General features: G+C 61.2%; 20 protein-coding genes. 11 read left to right on the top strand and 9 right to left on the bottom strand.

Annotation, left to right across the window (positions count from 1 at the left end):
• Positions 1-67: 67 nt before the first annotated feature.
• Positions 68-3004, top strand: coding sequence for a pyridoxal-dependent decarboxylase (locus GRAN_RS12485; protein ID WP_128913373.1), 2937 nt, complete (start codon positions 68-70; stop codon positions 3002-3004).
• 6 nt (positions 3005-3010) lie between these two features.
• On the opposite strand, the gene GRAN_RS12480 is transcribed toward GRAN_RS12485, so the two are convergent.
• Both GRAN_RS12480 and GRAN_RS12475 read right to left on the bottom strand, forming a co-directional pair.
• On the bottom strand, positions 3011-3724 hold the full coding sequence (locus tag GRAN_RS12480) for an MOSC domain-containing protein (RefSeq protein WP_128913372.1): 714 nt from the start codon (positions 3722-3724) through the stop codon (positions 3011-3013).
• A gap of 3 nt (positions 3725-3727) precedes the next feature.
• Positions 3728-4486 carry a hypothetical protein gene (locus GRAN_RS12475; RefSeq protein WP_128913371.1) on the bottom strand — a complete coding sequence of 253 codons (759 nt, stop codon included), beginning with the start codon at positions 4484-4486 and terminating at the stop codon, positions 3728-3730.
• Positions 4487-4590: 104 nt separating this feature from the next.
• On the opposite strand from GRAN_RS12475, the gene GRAN_RS12470 reads away from it, so the two are divergent.
• The 7 genes from GRAN_RS12470 (at position 4591) to recR (ending at position 11162) form a co-directional block, all read left to right on the top strand.
• Positions 4591-5058 (top strand): SET domain-containing protein, encoded by a 468-nt coding sequence (locus tag GRAN_RS12470; protein ID WP_128913370.1) that lies wholly within the window; start codon positions 4591-4593, stop codon positions 5056-5058.
• A gap of 23 nt (positions 5059-5081) precedes the next feature.
• Positions 5082-5828, top strand: a complete 747-nt coding sequence (locus GRAN_RS12465) for a DUF4386 domain-containing protein (protein WP_128913369.1) — start codon at positions 5082-5084, stop codon at positions 5826-5828.
• A 298-nt stretch (positions 5829-6126) separates the two neighbouring features.
• Complete coding sequence (locus tag GRAN_RS12460; RefSeq protein ID WP_128913368.1) at positions 6127-7572, top strand: hypothetical protein; 1446 nt, start codon at positions 6127-6129, stop codon at positions 7570-7572.
• Positions 7573-7836: 264 nt separating this feature from the next.
• A complete protein-coding gene (locus GRAN_RS12455; RefSeq protein ID WP_192898014.1) occupies positions 7837-7974 on the top strand; it encodes a hypothetical protein in 138 nt (45 codons plus the stop codon).
• 137 nt (positions 7975-8111) lie between these two features.
• Positions 8112-10208, top strand: a complete 2097-nt coding sequence (gene dnaX / locus GRAN_RS12450; RefSeq protein WP_241654537.1) for a DNA polymerase III subunit gamma/tau — start codon at positions 8112-8114, stop codon at positions 10206-10208.
• 26 nt (positions 10209-10234) lie between these two features.
• The gene (locus GRAN_RS12445; protein WP_128913367.1) at positions 10235-10558 is read left to right on the top strand and encodes a YbaB/EbfC family nucleoid-associated protein; all 324 of its coding nucleotides are present in this window, start codon (positions 10235-10237) and stop codon (positions 10556-10558) included.
• Position 10559: 1 nt separating this feature from the next.
• Complete coding sequence (recR, locus tag GRAN_RS12440; protein ID WP_192898013.1) at positions 10560-11162, top strand: recombination mediator RecR; 603 nt, start codon at positions 10560-10562, stop codon at positions 11160-11162.
• Between the two features lie 16 nt (positions 11163-11178).
• Here recR and GRAN_RS12435 read toward each other — a convergent pair whose 3' ends face one another.
• The 4 genes from GRAN_RS12435 to GRAN_RS12420 are packed head-to-tail and all read right to left on the bottom strand — an operon-like array spanning position 11179 to position 13637.
• Positions 11179-11397, bottom strand: coding sequence for a hypothetical protein (locus tag GRAN_RS12435; protein WP_128913366.1), 219 nt, complete (start codon positions 11395-11397; stop codon positions 11179-11181).
• A 20-nt stretch (positions 11398-11417) separates the two neighbouring features.
• Positions 11418-12107: a hypothetical protein gene (locus GRAN_RS12430; RefSeq protein WP_161570954.1), complete on the bottom strand. Its 690-nt coding sequence runs from the start codon at positions 12105-12107 to the stop codon at positions 11418-11420.
• 7 nt (positions 12108-12114) lie between these two features.
• Complete coding sequence (locus GRAN_RS12425; protein WP_128913364.1) at positions 12115-12549, bottom strand: hypothetical protein; 435 nt, start codon at positions 12547-12549, stop codon at positions 12115-12117.
• A complete protein-coding gene (locus GRAN_RS12420) occupies positions 12528-13637 on the bottom strand; it encodes an esterase/lipase family protein (protein WP_128913363.1) in 1110 nt (369 codons plus the stop codon). Before GRAN_RS12420 ends, GRAN_RS12425 begins: the two co-directional genes overlap by 22 nt.
• Positions 13638-13683: 46 nt before the next feature.
• On the opposite strand from GRAN_RS12420, the gene GRAN_RS25515 reads away from it, so the two are divergent.
• Complete coding sequence (locus GRAN_RS25515) at positions 13684-13827, top strand: hypothetical protein (RefSeq protein ID WP_161570953.1); 144 nt, start codon at positions 13684-13686, stop codon at positions 13825-13827.
• 132 nt (positions 13828-13959) lie between these two features.
• Here GRAN_RS25515 and GRAN_RS12415 read toward each other — a convergent pair whose 3' ends face one another.
• Entirely contained in the window at positions 13960-14739 is a 780-nt protein-coding gene (locus GRAN_RS12415) for a heme-binding domain-containing protein (RefSeq protein WP_241654536.1), read from the bottom strand.
• A 5-nt stretch (positions 14740-14744) separates the two neighbouring features.
• Positions 14745-15731: a metallophosphoesterase family protein gene (locus GRAN_RS12410; protein WP_241654535.1), complete on the bottom strand. Its 987-nt coding sequence runs from the start codon at positions 15729-15731 to the stop codon at positions 14745-14747.
• A gap of 122 nt (positions 15732-15853) precedes the next feature.
• Here GRAN_RS12410 and GRAN_RS12405 point away from each other — a divergent pair, with 122 nt between their 5' ends.
• Entirely contained in the window at positions 15854-16441 is a 588-nt protein-coding gene (locus GRAN_RS12405) for a sigma-70 family RNA polymerase sigma factor (protein WP_128913362.1), read from the top strand.
• Positions 16438-17208 carry an anti-sigma factor gene (locus GRAN_RS12400; protein WP_128913361.1) on the top strand — a complete coding sequence of 257 codons (771 nt, stop codon included), beginning with the start codon at positions 16438-16440 and terminating at the stop codon, positions 17206-17208. Before GRAN_RS12405 ends, GRAN_RS12400 begins: the two co-directional genes overlap by 4 nt.
• Here GRAN_RS12400 and GRAN_RS12395 read toward each other — a convergent pair.
• On the bottom strand, positions 17205-18260 hold the full coding sequence (locus GRAN_RS12395; protein WP_128913360.1) for a DNA topoisomerase IB: 1056 nt from the start codon (positions 18258-18260) through the stop codon (positions 17205-17207). The genes GRAN_RS12400 and GRAN_RS12395 overlap by 4 nt on opposite strands.
• Between the last annotated feature and the right edge of the window lie 29 nt (positions 18261-18289).

The following is an 18289-nucleotide window of genomic DNA, read 5'->3' as shown; positions in this document are numbered from 1 at the left end:
TCAAGAAGGCGGAGAACGCATGGGAGCACCGGATCTTTCACCGACAACAGAAGAGAGAAATCCGCGAATGCACCTAAGTGAAGCCACCGGATCGACCTCGCTCGATCCTGCCGACTGGCAAGCCTTCCGCACCCAGGCCCACAGCATGCTCGACGACATGCTCGGCCACATCGAGACAATCCGCGAACGCCCCGTCTGGCAGCAAACCCCAGACGATATCCGGGCCACCTTCAACACCCCACTCCCCACCGAAGGCACCAGTCTCGAGACAATTCAGCACGAATTCATGACCTCCATCGTCCCGTACACCGCCGCGAACATCCACCCAGGCTTCATGGGCTGGGTTCAGGGAGGCGGTTCCCCGGCAGGTTTCCTTGCCGAGATCCTCGCCGCCGGGCTCAACGCAAACGTAGGCGGCCGAAACCAGGTCCCCCTCGACGTAGAGCGTCTGGTCACCGGATGGATGCGAGACCTGTTCGGCTTCCCCGCAAGCGCCAGCGGCATCTGCCTCACCGGAACCTCCATGGCGAACTTCGTCGCCGTAGTCATAGCCCGCTACGCGCGTCTCGGCGCAAACGTACGTAGAACCGGTCTCAACACCGACCAGCCCAGAGTCACCGCCTACGCATCTCGAGCCGTACACGGAAGTCTCGCCAGGGCTCTCGATATGGCCGGCCTGGGCAGTGAAAGCCTGCGCAGCATAGCCATCGACGCCCACGGCCGCATCGATCTTCTCGACCTTCAAAGGCGCATAGCCGAAGACCGCGCAGCAGGCCTCTCCCCGTTCCTCGTAGCAGGAACCGCCGGAACCGTAGACACGGGAGCCATCGACGACCTGGACGCCCTCGCAAACATCTGCGCACAGGAAGCTCTCTGGTTTCACGTCGACGGAGCCCTGGGAGCACTCGCCATGCTCTCCCCAACCCTCGCCCCGCGCCTCAGGGGCATCGAACGCGCAGACTCCCTCGCCTTCGACTTCCACAAGTGGGGACAGGTCCCCTACGAAGCCGGCTTCCTCCTCGTCCGCGACGGAGACCTCCATCGCCAGGCCTTCGAGTCGCCCTGCGCTTATCTCTCGCGCGAGGAGCAAGGCCTCGCCGCAGGTTCGCTATGGCCCTGCGACCTCGGCCCCGAGCTCTCCCGTAGCTTCCGCGGCCTCAAGGTCTGGATGACTTTCAAAACCTACGGCACCCGGAAGCTTGCATCCGTTATCGAACACACCTGCGATCTCGCCCAATATCTCGCACAACGCATCGCCGAAATCCCGGAACTCGAGCTACTAGCCCCGGTGGAGCTAAACATCGTCTGCCTTCGCTACCGCTTCCAGGCGGACAACGACCTAAGCAATCGCCTCAACCGCGCCCTCGTAGTCCGCCTCCAGTTGGCCGGAGCAGTAGCACCGTCCACAACGACCCTAAACGGCAAGGTAGCCATCCGAGCCGCAATCGTGAACCATCGCACCACACACAAAGAGATCGACACCCTCATCGAAGAAACGCTCGCGCTCGGCCGGGAACTCCAGCCGATAACTCCCGCGGCAAGAGAAAGGTTCCTCCTGAACCAGCGCCTCCAATCCCTTGACCAGCAGCTATCGACGAAGAACCTCCCGGAGCATGACGAAGTAGAGCTCCTCGTCGAGCGAGCAATGCTCCTCACTCAGACAGGACGCACCCTCGAAGCAAGAAGCGATCATCTCCGCGTCCTCGCCCTGAACCCAAAGCACAAGACCAACCTCCTCGAGCTCGGCCGCCTGCTCGTAGCGGCAGGCCAGCGAAACGCCGCCAGGGTCGTCTACACCGAGGCCGTCAAGCACTATCCCGACGACCTCCCCAGCCGCGTCAATCTCGGCAGCGCCCTCCTCCAAACCGGCGAAGCCGCCGCAGCCCGCGAGCAGTACGAATACGTCCTGAGCATCGATCCCAACCTGCCGCAGGCCCACGGCGGCATGTACTACGCCCTAGGCCTCCTGGGCGAGCACGCCGAAGCCGAGGTACATCGCAGAAAAGGCTTCAGCCAGAAGAACCTCTTCGAAACCCCGTACCGTGGCAAAGACGACCCCATCTCGCTCATCCTCCTCGTCTCCTCATCCGGCGGCAACACCCCGGTCGAAAAGCTCCTCGACGACCAGATCTTTCGAACCCACGTCCTCGTAGCGGACTTTTACGATCCGACCCAGCCCCTCCCGCCCCACGACCTCATCTTCAATGGAATCGGCGACGTCGACACCTCCACGGAGGCCCTCCGAGCCGCAGAGTCTCTCGTGCGCGGCGACTCCCGCGTCCTTAACCAACCCACCGCCGTTCTCGCCACAAGCCGCCGCGACAACGCCAGGCGTCTCGCCACTCTGGAAGGGGTTCGCACCGCCCGCACCGAGATCTACCCGCACTCTCTCCTGGCCGGCGGCGAAGCCCTCGCCGCGCTCGAACGCGATGGCTTTCGCTTTCCTCTCCTCCTCCGCACACCCGGCTTCCACATGGGCCAGCATTTTATAAAAGTCGACTCGCCCGAGCACCTCCACGATCAAGTCACCGAACTCCCCGGCGCCGGCAGAGAAGGCTCTGAACTTCTGGTCATTGAGTCCCTCGACGCCCGCGGTCACGACGGATGCTCCCGGAAGTATCGCGTCATGATGATTGACGGTGAGCTCTACCCGCTTCACCTGGCAATCTCACCGAACTGGAAGATCCATTACTTCAGCGCCGACATGAAAGACCGCCCCGACCATCGCGAAGAAGAGGCCCGCTTCCTCACCAACATGGAAGAGACTCTAGGAAAGCGAGCCATGACCGGCCTCCACGGCGTCCGCGACGCGCTGGGCCTCGACTACTGCGGCATCGACTTCGGCCTCGACCCCGAAGGAAACGTCCTCCTCTTCGAGGCGAACGCCAATATGGTCGTCGAGCAGCCGGACGAAGACCCACGCTGGGACTACCGCCGCACCGCCGTTGCCCGCATCCACGCAGCCGTCCGGCAGATGCTCACAAGAATCCCAGTCGCCGTCTAGCCTGACTCACCCGACCACTGAAATCTCATCCCCACTCTCAACCCACCCCACCCTCACCACCGACGCATACACCCCCACCCGACCCTGGTGCTGCCGCTCCAGCATCTTCATCATGGAAAACATCGGCTCTCCTACCTCCGGAGCATCTGGGTCATAGGTAACAAACCGGCACCGCGGAGTCCGCTCCCGAACCATCACCCGCGCCTCGCTCCCAATCTGAATCACCCGCTCCACCAGTCCATCTTCGGCGTAAGCCCCGCCCTCCATCGACACCATCAGGTTCGCCCGAAACCTCCGCGCATCCACCGCTTCACCAAGTTCCGACGAAAGCGCCTCCACCGTCTCGATGGAAAGCAAAGACAGCGGCCTCACATCCGTCTGCGGAGTAGCCTCAAGCGTCAACAAAATCCTGTTCGCGCCGGCAATATTGTCCCGCAAGTAGGCAAGCATCTCCGCGGAATCAACCCGATAGCTATCCCCGCTCGGAGTGAGAACCGCCACCGCACTATCCGTCAGCACACGAGGCCGATACCGCAGCATCTCCCGCCGCTCTTTGCCCGTCAGGCGCAGCATCCCTGCAGGCGCACCCGAGCTCTCAAACGCATACAGCCGGTCATGCTCAAGCCCATGCTCGTTGAGGTAGCCCCGCCCAACCACCTCACCCGCCATGCTCTTCACCGGGTACCGCGTCACCGACGCAACTCGCCCGATCGCCGGCATCGTTCACCGCACCAGCAAGCGGTCGGAGGTCCTGCGCTGCCAGCAAACAATCGTGATGACCGGGAAAAGCAGGTACACCGAGATCGCCGACAACCAATGCGACACGCTGCCATAGTTCCGGATTCCCGAACTACCAAAGAATCCAAACACCAGGTAACCCGACATCAGCACCAGCACCCCTTGCAGCGCAGGCTCCTCAGCAAAGAGAAACATCTCCGCGTCCGGCAAAATCCGCGCAAACAAGTGCCAGATCGCCACCACGAACGGAATCCCAAGCACCACAGCGATCATCCACGCCGAAGCATGGATTCCCTGCGTGGTCGTAGCCATGTCGGCATGCGTCGCAAACGTCCGCATCGGCACATACGATAGAAAATTTCCCACGCTCATCACGCAGATCCAGAAGAAGAACATCCCCCACGCGCGCCTGTTCGTCCTCTCCGCCCACCCATAAAGCCACCGGCTCACAACGTACGAAAGCCCATTCCCCACCAAGACACCAGCCACCGCAATGAACGAAGCCGCCACCCCACGCCCCGCCGCAAACAGCGGAGCATAGTCGACATTCTCATCGATATCGTCGAGGAACAGAACGTTCTCCAGGCTCAAACCACCATAGTCCAGCGCCAGAGGGTTCGCCTTCGCATGCAGCATCCACGCCAAAAAGCTGTGCGCATACTCATGCACCATGTATCCGATCGCATGCGCGAGCCAAAGCTGAAAGATGGCCAGGAGCCATAGAAGTGCGGACCGCCGGCGCATCGCAAAGCCTCATCAAACGGGGATACTCAAACTATACCCGGCAACACCAGGCGCAGCCTTTGATATCCTTCACCTCGACCCGTTCTCGCCACACGAAAGGCCACGTGCTCCCCACCCTCGTCATCCGCTCCTCCGCCATCCACGCCGCCGGCTGCTACACCACCCGCACCCTTCGCAAGGGCGTTCGCGTCTGCGAGTACGAAGGCCCCCGCATGACCAAGGCCGTCGCCGACGAGCGCTACGCCGACCGCTTCGTCACCTACCTCTTTGGCTACGGCACCGAAGACATGGTCATCGACGGCTTCGGAACCCCCATGTTCTTCAACCACTCCTGCGCTCCCAACTGCGAGTCCGAAGAGATCGACGGCCACATCTACATCTCCACCCTCCGCCCCATCAAAGCCGGCGAAGAGCTCACCTACGAGTACAACCTCTACGACTCCGACGACGCCACCGCCGACTGCCACTGCGGAGCCCCCAACTGCCGCGGAACGATGTTCAGTCCCCTCGAACTCAAGCGCCGAGCCCGTCTCGCCCGCGCCGCCAAACGAGCCGCCACAACCAACTCCTAAACATCTCCAGGCCGGAGCCACCCATGACCGCCGCAAAGCGAACCATCTCGCCTCAGGTCTACGCCCGGCTCAGCGGCGTCCTCTATCTCATCAACATCGCCTGCGGCCTCTTCGGCGAAGTCACCCGCGGCAAACTCATCATCCCCGGCGACCCCGCCGCCACCGCCCACCACATCCTCGCCTCCGAATCCCTCTTCCGCCTCACCATCGCCGGCGACCTCGTCATGCACATCACCGACGTCCCCATGGCGATCCTCTTCTATGTCCTCCTCAAGCCCGTCAGCAAAGACCTCTCCGCCCTCGCCGCCCTCTTCGGCATGCTCCAGACCGCAATCCTCTGCGCCAACAAGCTCAACCTCATCACCGTCCTCTTCCTCCTCACCGGCAACGGCCTCCAATCCTTCACCCCGTCCCAACTCCAGTCCTTCGCCTCCCTCTCCCTCGAACTCCACGAGTCCGGCTTCGGCGTAGGCCTCATCTTCTTCGGAGTCAGCTGCCTCATCACCGCCTACCTCCTCTACCGCTCCGAGTACTTCCCCAAAGCCCTCGGCATCCTGCAGGCCATGGCCGGAGTCAGCTACCTCATCAATAGCTTCACCCTCATCCTCAACCCCACCCTCGCCACCCGCATGTTTCCCGCCATCGTCATCCCCGCCTTCATCGGAGAACTAGCCACCTGCCTCTGGCTCATCACAAAAGGCATCAACGTTACAAAATGGAACCACCGCATCGCAGCCGGTCCACTGATCCAGGGCCCAGCCGACGCATAGCCACACAAACGGAAACCATACTTGCCCCGCCAAAATCCGGTCGATGATCACTCAGTGGGCTAACACTCCCGGCCTCGCGGAACGAAAGACTTGGACTCAAACGCCGCGCCCGCGCCACCAATAAACATCAACCCTGACACAAGTCGACCAACGACCGAGCAGTTGGCGCATCTCAATCGATCCTCATGCCAGGCTGTCTATCTCCCTGGATATATTCCTTGACTATCCAGGGTGGTTGCAACAATATCTACGTCTGGGCCCTTCGACCTATTGCTGATTCTCTTGCGAGGGCCCAAACGTGTCCCAGCCGAAAAACACTACACCCGGCGTTTTATTACTGCTTGCTTCAGCAGTCGTCTTACTGTTATTCGGCGCTCTCGCCTACCACTTCGGCTTTCCCCTTCTCGACTCGAACCAGAATGCGACGACTCTTAGCGCAATTGTCATTGTGGGGCTGGCGTTAACGGTAGTCATGATGGGCACATTGGCCCTCATTTACACGGTCATGGGTGCCGCGAATAAACATCAGCCCCTTGGTCTTCCCGAGGGTTCAGTACGGGCTCTTCTTGCATTCAGCCTCGTGCTTAGCTTTGTCTGTTTATCTGCCTTCCTTTTCACTCAGGTTCGAGACGGCGTTTGCGAAAGATGCAAAGACTCTTCCTTAGCCGAGGAGCAGGGTAGATCACAGAGCAAGCTGGCGTCTGCTTCCTCCCCGCCCGAGCCGCAGCCCTCCGGCACAATCGCATCCGCGGCACAAGTGCCCGCCAAATCGGCGGCGGCAGATCTCGCCGCAAGGCATGGATCATCTTTCGGAAGCCCTATCGCCAATCACGTTCCGAGCGGCACGGGCTACAAGCTTGTCTGCAATACAGAGGCTGGCGCCCCGACAGATGTAACCGCATCGAAGTCTCTGAGCGATTCGATGCCAGTAGTCAAGGTTAGCGCTGAGACCACGTACCCCGCAACCCTCTCCTTTACCGCTTCAGCACAGGGCGCTCAGCCGAATGCCGCTGTCGTTACCGGCACAACACCAGCACAACCGGCTTTGGGCACAACCGCTACATGGGCAGCTGCACTGAGCAAAACCCAATCTCAGGACGTAGCGGACAACCCCCATTTAAACTTAGCGCCCAAAGAAGAGGACAACTGGGTGAACCCAACGGGAACGTCCCCCGCTCCGTCTTTCCCAGCCAGCGTCCCAAGGTACCAAACGACGATCTCTGCCTCAAGCAGCGGAGGAGTCATAAAGGACCAAACAAAGACATCTTCAAGGTCGCTATCAAAGACGATCTGTACCTTCGTCGTCGCGGATCAGGTGCGATCCTCGTCTCAGGGAGACACGGAATCACCTGGATTAAAACAAGAGATCGCTCAGATAACTCTGTCGTCACGCGAAAAGGAGTCCTCCGACCGGCGCAAGGAAGCCATCGACTTTGCCAAGCAGATCTTTACTACTCTTTCAGGTGTTTTCATCAGCGTAGTCAGCTTCTATTTTGGCAGCAGCGTGACCTCTTCGGCACTTGGGGCCGGCGTAAAGGCCATCAGCAGTCAGCATGATGGGAAGGGCCTGCACGCCTTGCAAGACGCATATGACGAGGCGCTAAGAGCGTGGGATATTGCGAGAGAGAAAGAGAAGTCGTCCGACGGCGAAGACAAAACTAAGGCACGCAGCGACGCGGAGGTCGCTGGCCTCCTCGCAGATAAAATCCGAGCGAGCCTTATAAAGGCCAAAGAGGAGGACTGACTCTTTGAGCCAAGAAAAGCTCCGCTGAAATCGGAGGCAACTTACACAAGCCTCAGTCTTCTCTTCATCTCACCCAGCCCTCCCCACTTGGCATCTTCGCCGACAAGAGCAGTCGGCTAAACGTGCCTGTCGGATTCTTGGTGCCGGTCGCCCCCAGAAGGTCGCCGTAGATAGCATGACCTCGACGCCCAGCGCCTCCCCGATCCAGCTCGTGGCATACCGTTCTAGCTAGCCCGCGAGCATCGCTCAAACGCTTCGCCTTCGTTGCCGGAGGGCCACCACACCCCTCGGCCGGATCGCCAGCCCTCCGACATCGCCACCACCGCCGTCTTCTTCGCGTCGAGCGACTCCGGCTGGGCCACCGGCCAGACCCTCATCCTCGCCGGCGGAGCCCGTCAGTAATTCAACCCGGCATCACGGAACCACAAGCAGAGCCCGGCCACCCATATAGGCCGCACCTGGCCACCCGTCGACAACCTTCGTGACAGGATTTCTGCCCCCCTGCGGCCACAAAACTCCACAGCACCCCGCCAGATACAATGAACGAGGAAGGCCAAAGCCTCCCCGAACAACCCATGGCCTACCAGGTTCTAGCCCGCAAGTACCGCCCCAAGCGCTTCGCCGACGTCGCCGGACAGGACCACGTCACCGTCACGCTGATGAACGCGCTTACCCAGCAGCGCATCGCCCACGGCTACATCTTCTCCGGCCACCGCGGCATCGGCAAAACCACAATCGCCCGCATCCTCGCCGCCGCTCTCAACTGCCGCAACCCCATCGGCAGCGAGCTCCGCCCCAACGCCGAGCCATGCGAAGTCTGCGAGTCCTGCACCGAGATCCGCGCCGGAAACGCCGTCGACGTCATCGAGATCGACGCCGCCACCAATCGCGGCATCGACGAGATCCGCGAACTCCGCGACGCCGCCCGCTACGCGCCATCCCGCGACCGCTACAAGATCTACATCCTCGACGAGGCCCATCAGATCACCGACGCCGCCTTCAACGCCCTCCTCAAGACCCTCGAGGAGCCACCAGATCACGTCATCTTCATGATGGCCACCACCCAGCCCGAGGACATCCCCCAGACCGTCCGCTCCCGCTGTCAGCACTTCAGCTTTCACGCCGTCAAGCTCGTCGACATCCTCGGGGAACTCCGCGCCATCGCCGCCCACGAGCAGGTCGACGCCGACGAAGCCGCCCTCTCCCTCCTCGCCGAAGCCGGCGACGGCAGCATGCGCGACGCACTCAGCATCATGGACCAGGCCATCGCCTCCGCCCCTGTCACCGACGGAAGAGCCCGCCTCGACGCCCAGCAGATCCGCGAGCTCATGGGCACCGTCCCCAACGCCGTCTTCGAACGCATCTTGGAAGCAGTAGATCAAAACAGGTCAGCGGAGGTCATGACGGTAGCCAACCAGCTCCTCGACGCCGGCAACTCCCCCGCCCAGCTCGCCCGTCAGGCCGTCCGCTACCTCCGCAACTGCGTCATCGCCAAGATCTCCGGCATCACCCCCGAATCCACCGAAGGCGCCGCCGAGCTCCTCCAAATCTCCCCCGACGAGCAGCGCCGCACCGCCCGCTCCGCCGCCCTCTTCACCGAGGAAGAGCTCACCCGCTTCCTCCAGACCATGCTCCGCACCTTCGACGAGCTAGGCTATCGCCAGGAGCAGCGCTTCCACTTCGAACTAGGCCTCCTGAAGCTGGTCCACCTCCGCCGCCTCCTCCCAGTCGAGCAGGTCCTCAGCCAGCTCTCCAGCGGCCAGGCCAGCTCCACCCCACGCCCCGCCACGCCCCGCCCAACCCCCACCCCATCACGCCCTGCACCGCCCCCCGCGAACCCATCCCCCACCAACACCTTCGAACCAGCCAAACCAGCCTTCTCCCCCTTCGGAGCCGACACCAACCGCAAGCGCTTCGAAGGCATCGAGTCCGGGCACCAACCCACCCCACCGAAGCCGACCCCCGTCCCAACCGCCGCTCCCGTCCCCCCCCCCATCCCCGTAGCCGCCCCCATTCCGGTCCCCGCTCCAACCCCGACCCCCTCCGTCGCCGAAGTACCCGAGCCCCTTGTTCCCGCTACACCCGTCATAGCAATCCCCGAAGCCCCGGCGCCGGTAGCCGCCCCGATAGCACCCGCACCGGTAGCCGCTCCCATAGCAGCCGAGATCGCCGAGCCCGCGCCCGAGCCGATAACCATAAGCGCCGCCGCCGAAGCCCCATCGAAGCCCACCCCCGAAGAGAACGACCCCGCCACCCGCCTCCAGAACGCCGCCGTCGATGCCCTCACCGCAGCCGGCAGCCAGACCTCCGCCGCCGACGCCCTCACCGACGCCACCTGGGAGATATCCGAGGGCGAACTCAAGATCCAGACCGAGCTCTCCAAAACCATGCTCCGCGTCGTCATCAACCCCGAAGCCGAAAAGGTCCTACGCCTCGCCATCCGCACCGCCGGCTCCGGCGAACTCAAGCTCTCGCTCCTCCCCATCGGCGACAAGCCCATCGCCGAAAAGAAAGCCCGCGCCCCCCGCAGCGGCTCCGCCCAGGCCAAAGCCATGGAGCACCCCGTCGTCCAGCGTGCCCAGAGCCTCTTCCACGCCGAAATCCGCAACGTCATCGATCTAAGATCCGACGACTAAGACCTGATAAAGCATCCAAGGAAACCATGGACTTCTCAGACCTCAGCAAGATGAAAGACATGCTCTCCCAGGCCCAGGCCATGCAGAGCGAGATGGAGCAAAAGCTCTCCGAAACCGTCGTCGAAGGCACCTCCGGCGGAGGCCTCGTCACCGTCCGCATGAACGGACGCAAGGAAGTCCTGCGCCTCAAGATCGCCCCCACCGCCATGGGCAGCAGCGCCGCCGATCTCGAACTCCTCGAAGACCTCATCACCGCCGCCGTCAACGAAGCCGGACGCAAGGCCGACGATGCCATGAAGTCCTCCACCGCCGGAATGCTCGGCGGCCTCGGCCTCCCAGGACTCACCTAAAATGGCCACCCGCTTCGCCGAGCCGATGACCCGCCTCATCGACGAACTCCGCAAGCTCCCCGGCATCGGCACCCGAACCGCCCAGCGCCTCGCCTTCCACGTCCTCCGTTCCTCCAACGAAGACGCCGACGCCCTCGCCCGCGCCATCCGCGAACTCAAGGCTCACCTCCGCCTCTGCTCCACCTGCAACAACATCACCGACGTCGATCCCTGCACCTTCTGCACCAGCCCCACCCGCAACCAGGCCCAGATCTGCGTCATCGAAGAGCCCACCAACATCGCCACCATCGAGAAGACCCGCAGCTACAACGGCGTCTACCACGTCCTCCACGGCACACTGTCCCCGATAGGCGGAGTAGGCCCCGAGCAGCTCCGCATAGCCAACCTCTTAACCCGCCTCCCCAACATCGACGAGACCATCCTGGCCCTAAGCCCCACCACCGAAGGCGAAGCCACGTCAGCCTATCTGGCTCACGAGTTACGCCGCGCCAAACCCACCCTCAAGATCACAAGAATAGCCACCGGTGTCCCCGCCGGCTCCGACATCGAGTACGCCGACGAAGTCACGATGACCCGCGCCCTAGAAGGCCGCCGCGACTTCTAACAGACACTATCGTGTATCAGACATTGAATTTACGAGCTTTTGCCAACGGAATGGACTTCGCAGGCTTCCCCTTGCCCCGGCTCTTCACCGTGGCCGCCTTGTCCTTCTTTCCCGTCTTCGGGATCGGCGCTACTCCATGGGAGCGCCACACATCCGGATCACGGCCCACCGAAATGGTGTTGCTGTCCTCAAAGTTCATTAACCTGTCGAATGTCCACCCTTCGATTTGAGCCACAAACACCTCCGTCCGCAAAATTATATATCCCGTCCGTCGTTCGGGGCCGTGTCTCGCCCTTTCCATATCGTTTCGATCGATAGCCGGATCTCTTGATACTGCTCCTTCGGCAGGATAATCAGATCCTTGAGATGCTCCGGCTGGTCCACGAACACCTTGTAAAACTCTGCCGAGTTCTGCGTGCATTCGCCCCAGATGGCACTCGCACTGATTGTCTCCGCGACCGACGACACATGGTGCAGGAAGCCTGTCCCAAGCCCCGAGATCGGACTCTCCTTCTTTTCATCCAGCCCCGGGTGCGCCGCCACCACCTCCAGGGCGATGTTATTGCACCAGGTCCGGCGGAACATGCAGACCCCGACGGTCTTCTCTCCCTGCAGCCATCCAACCTGCGCCAGAGCAAGCATTCTCACATCCGACCGCGGATTATTGACGATCATCTGTTTTAGCCGCTCCATCGTGTGCGCGGTTCCCTTCTGCGGCTTCTGCTTGTAAGCCTCACCCCAACGCCGAACGGCATAGCGAGCCAGTTCCAGAGAATCCTGCTGCGGCGGGCTCGGATCATTCCCGATCGACCCTTCCCACCGCCCGATCTCCTCCTTGAGCGCCTTCAACTCTGGCTCGCCCGACGCATAGACCACCTGCACCCGTCCACCTCGAACCTCAAACCCATCCATCGGTAATCTTCTCTCCATCGTCTTCTTTGCCACGCTCCACCTATCCCCAGTCGAACGTCGCTAAATGAAGCCGGGCGGTCGGACCAAGTACCCCCGAGGCGCGCGGCGGAAGCAGGATACTCCCATCCGCTCGTGTCCGATCCTTCGAAAGCGTGAGCTCAAGCACACGATTCGGTGCCCTGCTCTCCGAAGCCCACGCGTACCTCGCCGTGTAGCTCAGCTCCGCATCCTGAGCCTGTAATTCGATCTCCACAATCAGGTAGTCTGACCAAAGGGGAAGCTGCTCCAGGTGCCCCGCCATGATGGGATGACCATCTTTATACTCCTGCTCGTGAACCGCAAGGTAGATACTGAACGTCTCCCGCGCTCCGGGAGTCCTTCCGTCAAGCAGGAAATTACTGAAGAGGGAGAGCCCCTCTTTGCGCACCGCCTTATATCTGGCTTTGTCCAGCGTCACCGGACTGAAGTGCGACATCTTCCTCTGGTGCAGAAGCATTGGAAGGCTCTGAACGCGATAGCGACCTCAAAGTGATACGCCTTCTCTCGTCCCTCGTACGTCACAGCGTCGAAGGCGAGATCGAAATCCATCAGCGTAGTCTGCACCTTCACCTCCCCGAACAGGAACCGCCGCAAATTCTGATATCCCTCCTCGGAGTTCACCATACCGTAGCGTCCGCTGTGCGACCGATGCACGTACGCCCGGTGCGCTCCATGCACCCATGCATTTTCGATCTGCACCAGGCCGTCGCTCTGCGGTCCCACCGACCACCGCGACAACCCGTACGCCACTTCGTAGTCCCGTGCGTTCGTACCTACGATACAAAGCACTCGATCCACTGAAAATGCCCCCTCCCTCATCGTCCGCGGGTCGAACTCAAAGACAACCTTCTTTGCCGTCTTCACTGATCGGGAACCGCTCTTCGGCGTCAGGAACTCGTACAGCCTCTGTCTACCGAAGTTGTCCTGATCCTTAATCCCAAGCCAATCCCTCGTCCGCTCCAGAATTCCATTCCCCACGGCGAACTCAATCCCACCATGTGGCGTCCCGAACGTCACGAATTTATCGATCATCGCTTCGGCGCCTTCTCTCCCTTTTTCCCTCAGGATCTTCTCCATCAGGCAGCGGCAAACCAAGCCACCCATCGAGTGAGCCACAAGGTACACCTTCTCCGAACCCGTCTCCTTTCGTATCTGCTCGATAAACGTGAGAAGACGCATCGCGGCCTCTTCAATCGTCAGCCGGTACCCTCCCGGGCGGTCGTCGAAAGTCCGCGACGTGTCGTCGTAATAGCGAAAGATCCACACTGTCCTTGCCGGCCGGTCTATCTGGGCTGCCGTCTGCCGAGTCCCGGAAAAAGCATCACTGTAGCCGTAATCCGTTGCTAAGCGAAGCAGGGGGCTTTCAAATGCAAAGAAGCTCGACCCGCCATTCTGGTTGACGCGAAAGTGGGTCGAACCCACATTGAACCCGTAAAACGGGTCGTCTACGGTCGCATCAACCTCGGACTGCGTCATCGCATAGCCGCGGACGTAAACAATCGGTCGGAACGATACCTCTTGCATTGCAGCTTTGTAACAGGCACCCTAACCGCTGGCAAGCACAAAGAGATTGAAAAAACTGTGCCGGGGCCAGCCAAACCACCGGCATCATCACCCCAGCCTCTCCCGCAACAACCCCAACATCACCCTCTCCTCCACCTTCAAATCCCCAGCAACCTCCCTCACCGTCTCCCGCATCCCCCCGCTCAAATAGCACTCCAGCACCCCGGATGCACATGGCACTTCCGGCAAACCGAAGGCGTATTCCCCAGCTTTTCCGCCACCGACTCAATCGCCCGCACCACATTCGTCTTAGCTAGCTTTTCCGTCTTGAACAAACCAGCCTCTACTTCGAACCCTCCCGAAAGAACCTCACCAGATCCGCCCGCTCCTGCGCCCGCGGCACATGAAAGTCCATATTGTTCCCCGGCACCAGCGCATCTGGGTCCGTAAGCCATTTCTCCAGACTCACCTCATCCCAAACAATCCCCGAGCTCTTCAAAGGAGCCGAGTACTCGAACCCCGGAACCGATCCAGCCTTCCGTCCGAAGACCCCACCCAACGCCGGCCCTTCCCGGCTCCTCTCAAGTGAGTGGCAGCCAATGCAGCGGCTTTGAAAGACAGCCCTCCCCCGCTCCGGATCTCCCTCCGAAGGAGCCGTCTGCTGACCGGCCCCCTGATCCGCCTTCGCCCACGCAAGCAAGCCCTCCTGTTCCGTATCCGTAATCCTGCTGCCCCAGTGGATGAGCCGATACTGCGCGAGCGGCATCTTTCCCTTCGTAGTCTGCTGCAGAATCTGCGCCCGGAACGTCTCCCGCTCCTCCGGAGAATAATCATCCCACCTTGATAAGTTCAGCTTCTCCCGCGCCTCGACAATGTCCCTCTCCATCAGCCACGACACCGGCGCGAACCTCCCATACACCGGAGTCCTCGCCTGCATCGAGTGGCAATCCGCGCACTTCGCCGCCAGCGTCTCCCGCACCCCCGGCGGAATGCCCGCCTGCTCCGCCACACTCTTCACGCCCACTCGTCTCTGATACAGGCCCGCATCCCCAAACGGATGAACCCGGGCCAGCAGCAGAGAACTCGTCAACACACTAAAGCACCCAATCACCAACGTTCTCACGCGCACTATGCCTTCTCCGCAAGCGAACTATCCACAATCGCCAAATGACTATGCCTCGCGATGTACTGCACCTCGGTTATCCCAAGCACGCTCCGCAGCTTGCCCGCAGGCACCACCATCGGACCCGGCCCCGCGGCCTTCCCCGGCTCAGGCTGAGGAAACGCAGTCGACGTCGCCGTATGGAACGCCACATTGCCCTCCACCTTCTGCACCACCTGGTGGATATGTCCATTCAGCACCGTCACTGACCCGAACCGCTTCAGATATGAGAGAGCCTCCGCCCCGTCCTGCGTCCCCCATCCCCAATCCGGATACACCATCCACAGCGGGATATGCGCAAACACCACGATCGGAGTCGAAGCCGGCAAACCCGCCAGGTCCTTCTTCAACCACGCAAGCTGCTCCGGCCCCAGTCTCCCCAGCGCATCGATCTGCAGGCAGTTATTCAACCCCACAAAATGCACGCCCTTATGGTCGAAGCTGTACCACCCGCTGCCCTGCGTCCCTTTGCCAAAGCGCTCCCGATACATCACACCGTCATCCGTCGCCGTGTCATGCTCGCCCGGAACATAGAACGTCTGCCCCGCCTTCGCACTCCCGACCAACTGCTGCGCCGCATCGAACTCCGCCGCCTTCGATGAGTGCGTAATATCTCCCGTATGCAGCAACAGGTCAGGAGTCATCGGAAGCGCATTGATCTTATCGATCGCGACCTTCAGCGTTCCCACGACATCCTGGTTCGCCGCCTTCTTGAACCCGATATGGCTATCGCTGATCTGCACGAAACTGAATCCCGAAGCCCCATGTGCCGCCTGCCCGCCGCCCGTCGCGGCGAACATCTTCGAAGCCGGAACGCCACCGGCCATCGTCCAGATCAGCCCCGTGCCCGCCCATGCCATGCACGAAAGAAAGTTACGACGATCGATGCCATCCTGCGCCATCGTCTCGTCCGGTTGAGTCGCCATGTCTGCGGGTGTACCGTGTTTCTTCATCGGATAAATCCTCCGCAGACCAGAACCACGCGCACCGCAATTTATTCCGAAATAAATCCACGGAATAAAATCGCCACAATCTCGTTCTTATCCATGAACCGGAGGAAGAAGACCCGCAGCTCATGACCCTTCTGCCATGGAGACGCGAAGCCACTGTCAACAAGCCCAGGCCCTCAGGCTTTGAGGACCTCGTGACTCCCCTGCTTCCCGCCCTCTACAACCACGCCTCCTGGCTCGCCCGCAATCCGTCCGACGCCGAAGACCTCGTACAGGAGAGCTATCTCAAGGCCCTTCGCGGCTTCTCTGGATTCGAGTCCGGAACCAACTTCAAAGCCTGGATCTTTCGCATCCTGCGCAATACCTACCTCACCTCGCGCACCGGCCTCGCCGCCCGCCGCACCGTCGCCCTCGAAGACGAACTCAGCGAAGCGCAAGGGCTCTACCCCGAAGCCGCGATCGATCGCGAAACCCCCGAAATCCTTCTCCTCCGTCTCAGCGACCGAGCCGCTGTCGAAGCCGCCATGGAAGCTCTGCCTCCGCCTCTGCTCGAAGTCATCCTGCTCTGCGATGTGGAAGAGATGAAGTACAAGGAGATAGCAACCGTGTTGGAGATCCCGATCGGAACCGTGATGTCGCGGCTGTCGCGAGCGAGACTTGCCCTCAGAACCACCCTGCAAGCCACATCCGCAGCAAAGGGGGCAAGAGCATGAGCAGACACCTCACCGAAACCGAACTCAACTCCCTGACCGACTCCGCCCTCACACCCGATCAGGCAATCGAAGTCCATAAGCATCTTGCGGAATGCCCCACCTGCACCAGCGCCGCCCTCACACAAATGCTTCTTAAATCAGCGACCGCAAGAGCAGGCCAACGCTACCCCACGCCTACAGGTCTCAGCGAACGCCTCCTCAGCACCCCCACCGAGCGCCCACACCTCCGCACTTCCCCATCGAGCACCTCCGCCTGGTTCGCCTGGGCCACAGCCGCCGCCGTCTTGCTCGTCTCCGTACTCGTCGGCTCCTTCCAGTACAGGACGACGCAGCGCACCCAAAGCAACGCACTCCTCTCCGAAGTCTGCGATCAACACATCAACGCCCTCGCCTCCACCGCTCCTCCGCAGGTCATCTCCACAGATCGTCACACCGTCAAGCCATGGTTCCAGGGAAAGATCCCCTTCACCTTCAACCTGCCCGAGATCCTCCCCGAGGGCGCCACACTCGACGGAGCCAACCTCACCTACCTCGAGCACCGTCCCGTCGCCCAACTTCTCTACAGCATCGGCAAGCATCACGTCTCCGTCTTCGTTCAGGAGAAAGAAACCGCCAGCCATCCCATGCAAGCCGCCGAAGAGCGCTCAGGCTTCCATCTCCGCTCCTTCACCTCCGCCGACCTCGAGTTCACCGCCATCAGCGACGTCGACGCCCCTCGCCTCGAATCCCTCACCGCCTCCATTCGCAACGCCCAGACTCCCAACTAACCCAGCCGCTCCTGCAACAACCCCATCACCGCCACTTCTTCCTGCCTTAGCTCATGCTTCTCTATCTCCTGTTCCACCCTCTGCTTCACCGTCTCCCGCATCGACCCACTCAAATAGCACTCCAGCACCGCCGGATGCACATAGCACTTCCGGCAAACCGAAGGCGTATTCCCCAGCTTCTCCGCGACCGACTCAATCGCCCGCACCACGTTCGTCTTGGCCTGCCTCTCCGTCTCAAACGCCTCGAACTCCCGCAGCATCATGCAAGCCAACACCGTCCCTGCCCAGGTCCGAAAATCCTTCGCCGTAAAGTGCTCCCCCGATATCTCCCGTAGATACTCATTCACATCCCCCGAATCGAGCGAGTGCCTCATCCCATCGTGGTCGACATACTGAAACAGCTCATACCCCGGAACATCTAGGCACCTCTTCACGATCTTCGCCAGCCGCCGGTCATTCACGTCGATAGAATGCTTCACCCCGCTCTTGCCCGAGAAAGCAAACGTCACCGTCGATCCATCGACATTCACATGCTTGTTCCGCATCGTAGTCAACCCGTAAGACTTGTTCTCCCGCGCATACTCCTCGTTCCCCACCCGGATAAACGTAGTCTCCAGCAGCCGCACGATCGTAGCCAGCACCTTCAAACGCGGCAATCCCGGCAGCTTCAAATCATGGTCCACCCGCGCCCGAATCGCCGGAAGCGCCTTCCCGAACGCCATCATCCTCTCGTACTTCGCTTCATCCCGAACCTCTCGCCACCGCGGATGATACCGGCTCTGCTTTCGCCCCTTGGCATCCCTCCCCGTGGCCTGCAGATGCCCGTTCGCCGACGAGCAGATCCACACATCCTCCCACGCCGGAGGAATCGCAAGCGATTTGATCCGCCCCAGCGTCTCCTTATCCCTTACCGGCATCCCGCCGGTCCCAACATAGCGAAACCCCTTCGCCGCCTTCTTCCTCCCGATCCCCGGTCGGCTGTCGTACACATACCGCAGCCCCGCATCCCTCGCCGACTGAACCGGATCGACAACAACCTCAACTGACTCCATAGCCCGACGTTCCCTCTGCCCTGGTTCCT

The organism is Granulicella sibirica (assembly GCF_004115155.1).
In the GTDB taxonomy this organism is placed as follows: domain Bacteria; phylum Acidobacteriota; class Terriglobia; order Terriglobales; family Acidobacteriaceae; genus Edaphobacter; species Edaphobacter sibiricus.
This window is presented reverse-complemented; position numbering and strand designations above follow the sequence as displayed.

Bases quoted from the DNA above. Each gene is read 5' to 3' on its own strand.
- GRAN_RS12485 (WP_128913373.1), top strand. From the start codon at position 68: ATGCACCTAAGTGAAGCCACCGGATCGACCTCGCTCGATCCTGCCGAC.
- GRAN_RS12480 (WP_128913372.1), bottom strand. From the start codon at position 3,724: ATGCCGGCGATCGGGCGAGTTGCGTCGGTGACGCGGTACCCGGTGAAG.
- GRAN_RS12475 (WP_128913371.1), bottom strand. From the start codon at position 4,486: ATGCGCCGGCGGTCCGCACTTCTATGGCTCCTGGCCATCTTTCAGCTT.
- GRAN_RS12465 (WP_128913369.1), top strand. From the start codon at position 5,082: ATGACCGCCGCAAAGCGAACCATCTCGCCTCAGGTCTACGCCCGGCTC.
- dnaX (WP_241654537.1), top strand. From the start codon at position 8,112: ATGAACGAGGAAGGCCAAAGCCTCCCCGAACAACCCATGGCCTACCAG.
- GRAN_RS12445 (WP_128913367.1), top strand. From the start codon at position 10,235: ATGGACTTCTCAGACCTCAGCAAGATGAAAGACATGCTCTCCCAGGCC.
- recR (WP_192898013.1), top strand. From the start codon at position 10,560: ATGGCCACCCGCTTCGCCGAGCCGATGACCCGCCTCATCGACGAACTC.
- GRAN_RS12425 (WP_128913364.1), bottom strand. From the start codon at position 12,549: ATGTCGCACTTCAGTCCGGTGACGCTGGACAAAGCCAGATATAAGGCG.
- GRAN_RS12420 (WP_128913363.1), bottom strand. From the start codon at position 13,637: ATGCAAGAGGTATCGTTCCGACCGATTGTTTACGTCCGCGGCTATGCG.
- GRAN_RS12410 (WP_241654535.1), bottom strand. From the start codon at position 15,731: ATGAAGAAACACGGTACACCCGCAGACATGGCGACTCAACCGGACGAG.
- GRAN_RS12405 (WP_128913362.1), top strand. From the start codon at position 15,854: ATGACCCTTCTGCCATGGAGACGCGAAGCCACTGTCAACAAGCCCAGG.
- GRAN_RS12400 (WP_128913361.1), top strand. From the start codon at position 16,438: ATGAGCAGACACCTCACCGAAACCGAACTCAACTCCCTGACCGACTCC.
- GRAN_RS12395 (WP_128913360.1), bottom strand. From the start codon at position 18,260: ATGGAGTCAGTTGAGGTTGTTGTCGATCCGGTTCAGTCGGCGAGGGAT.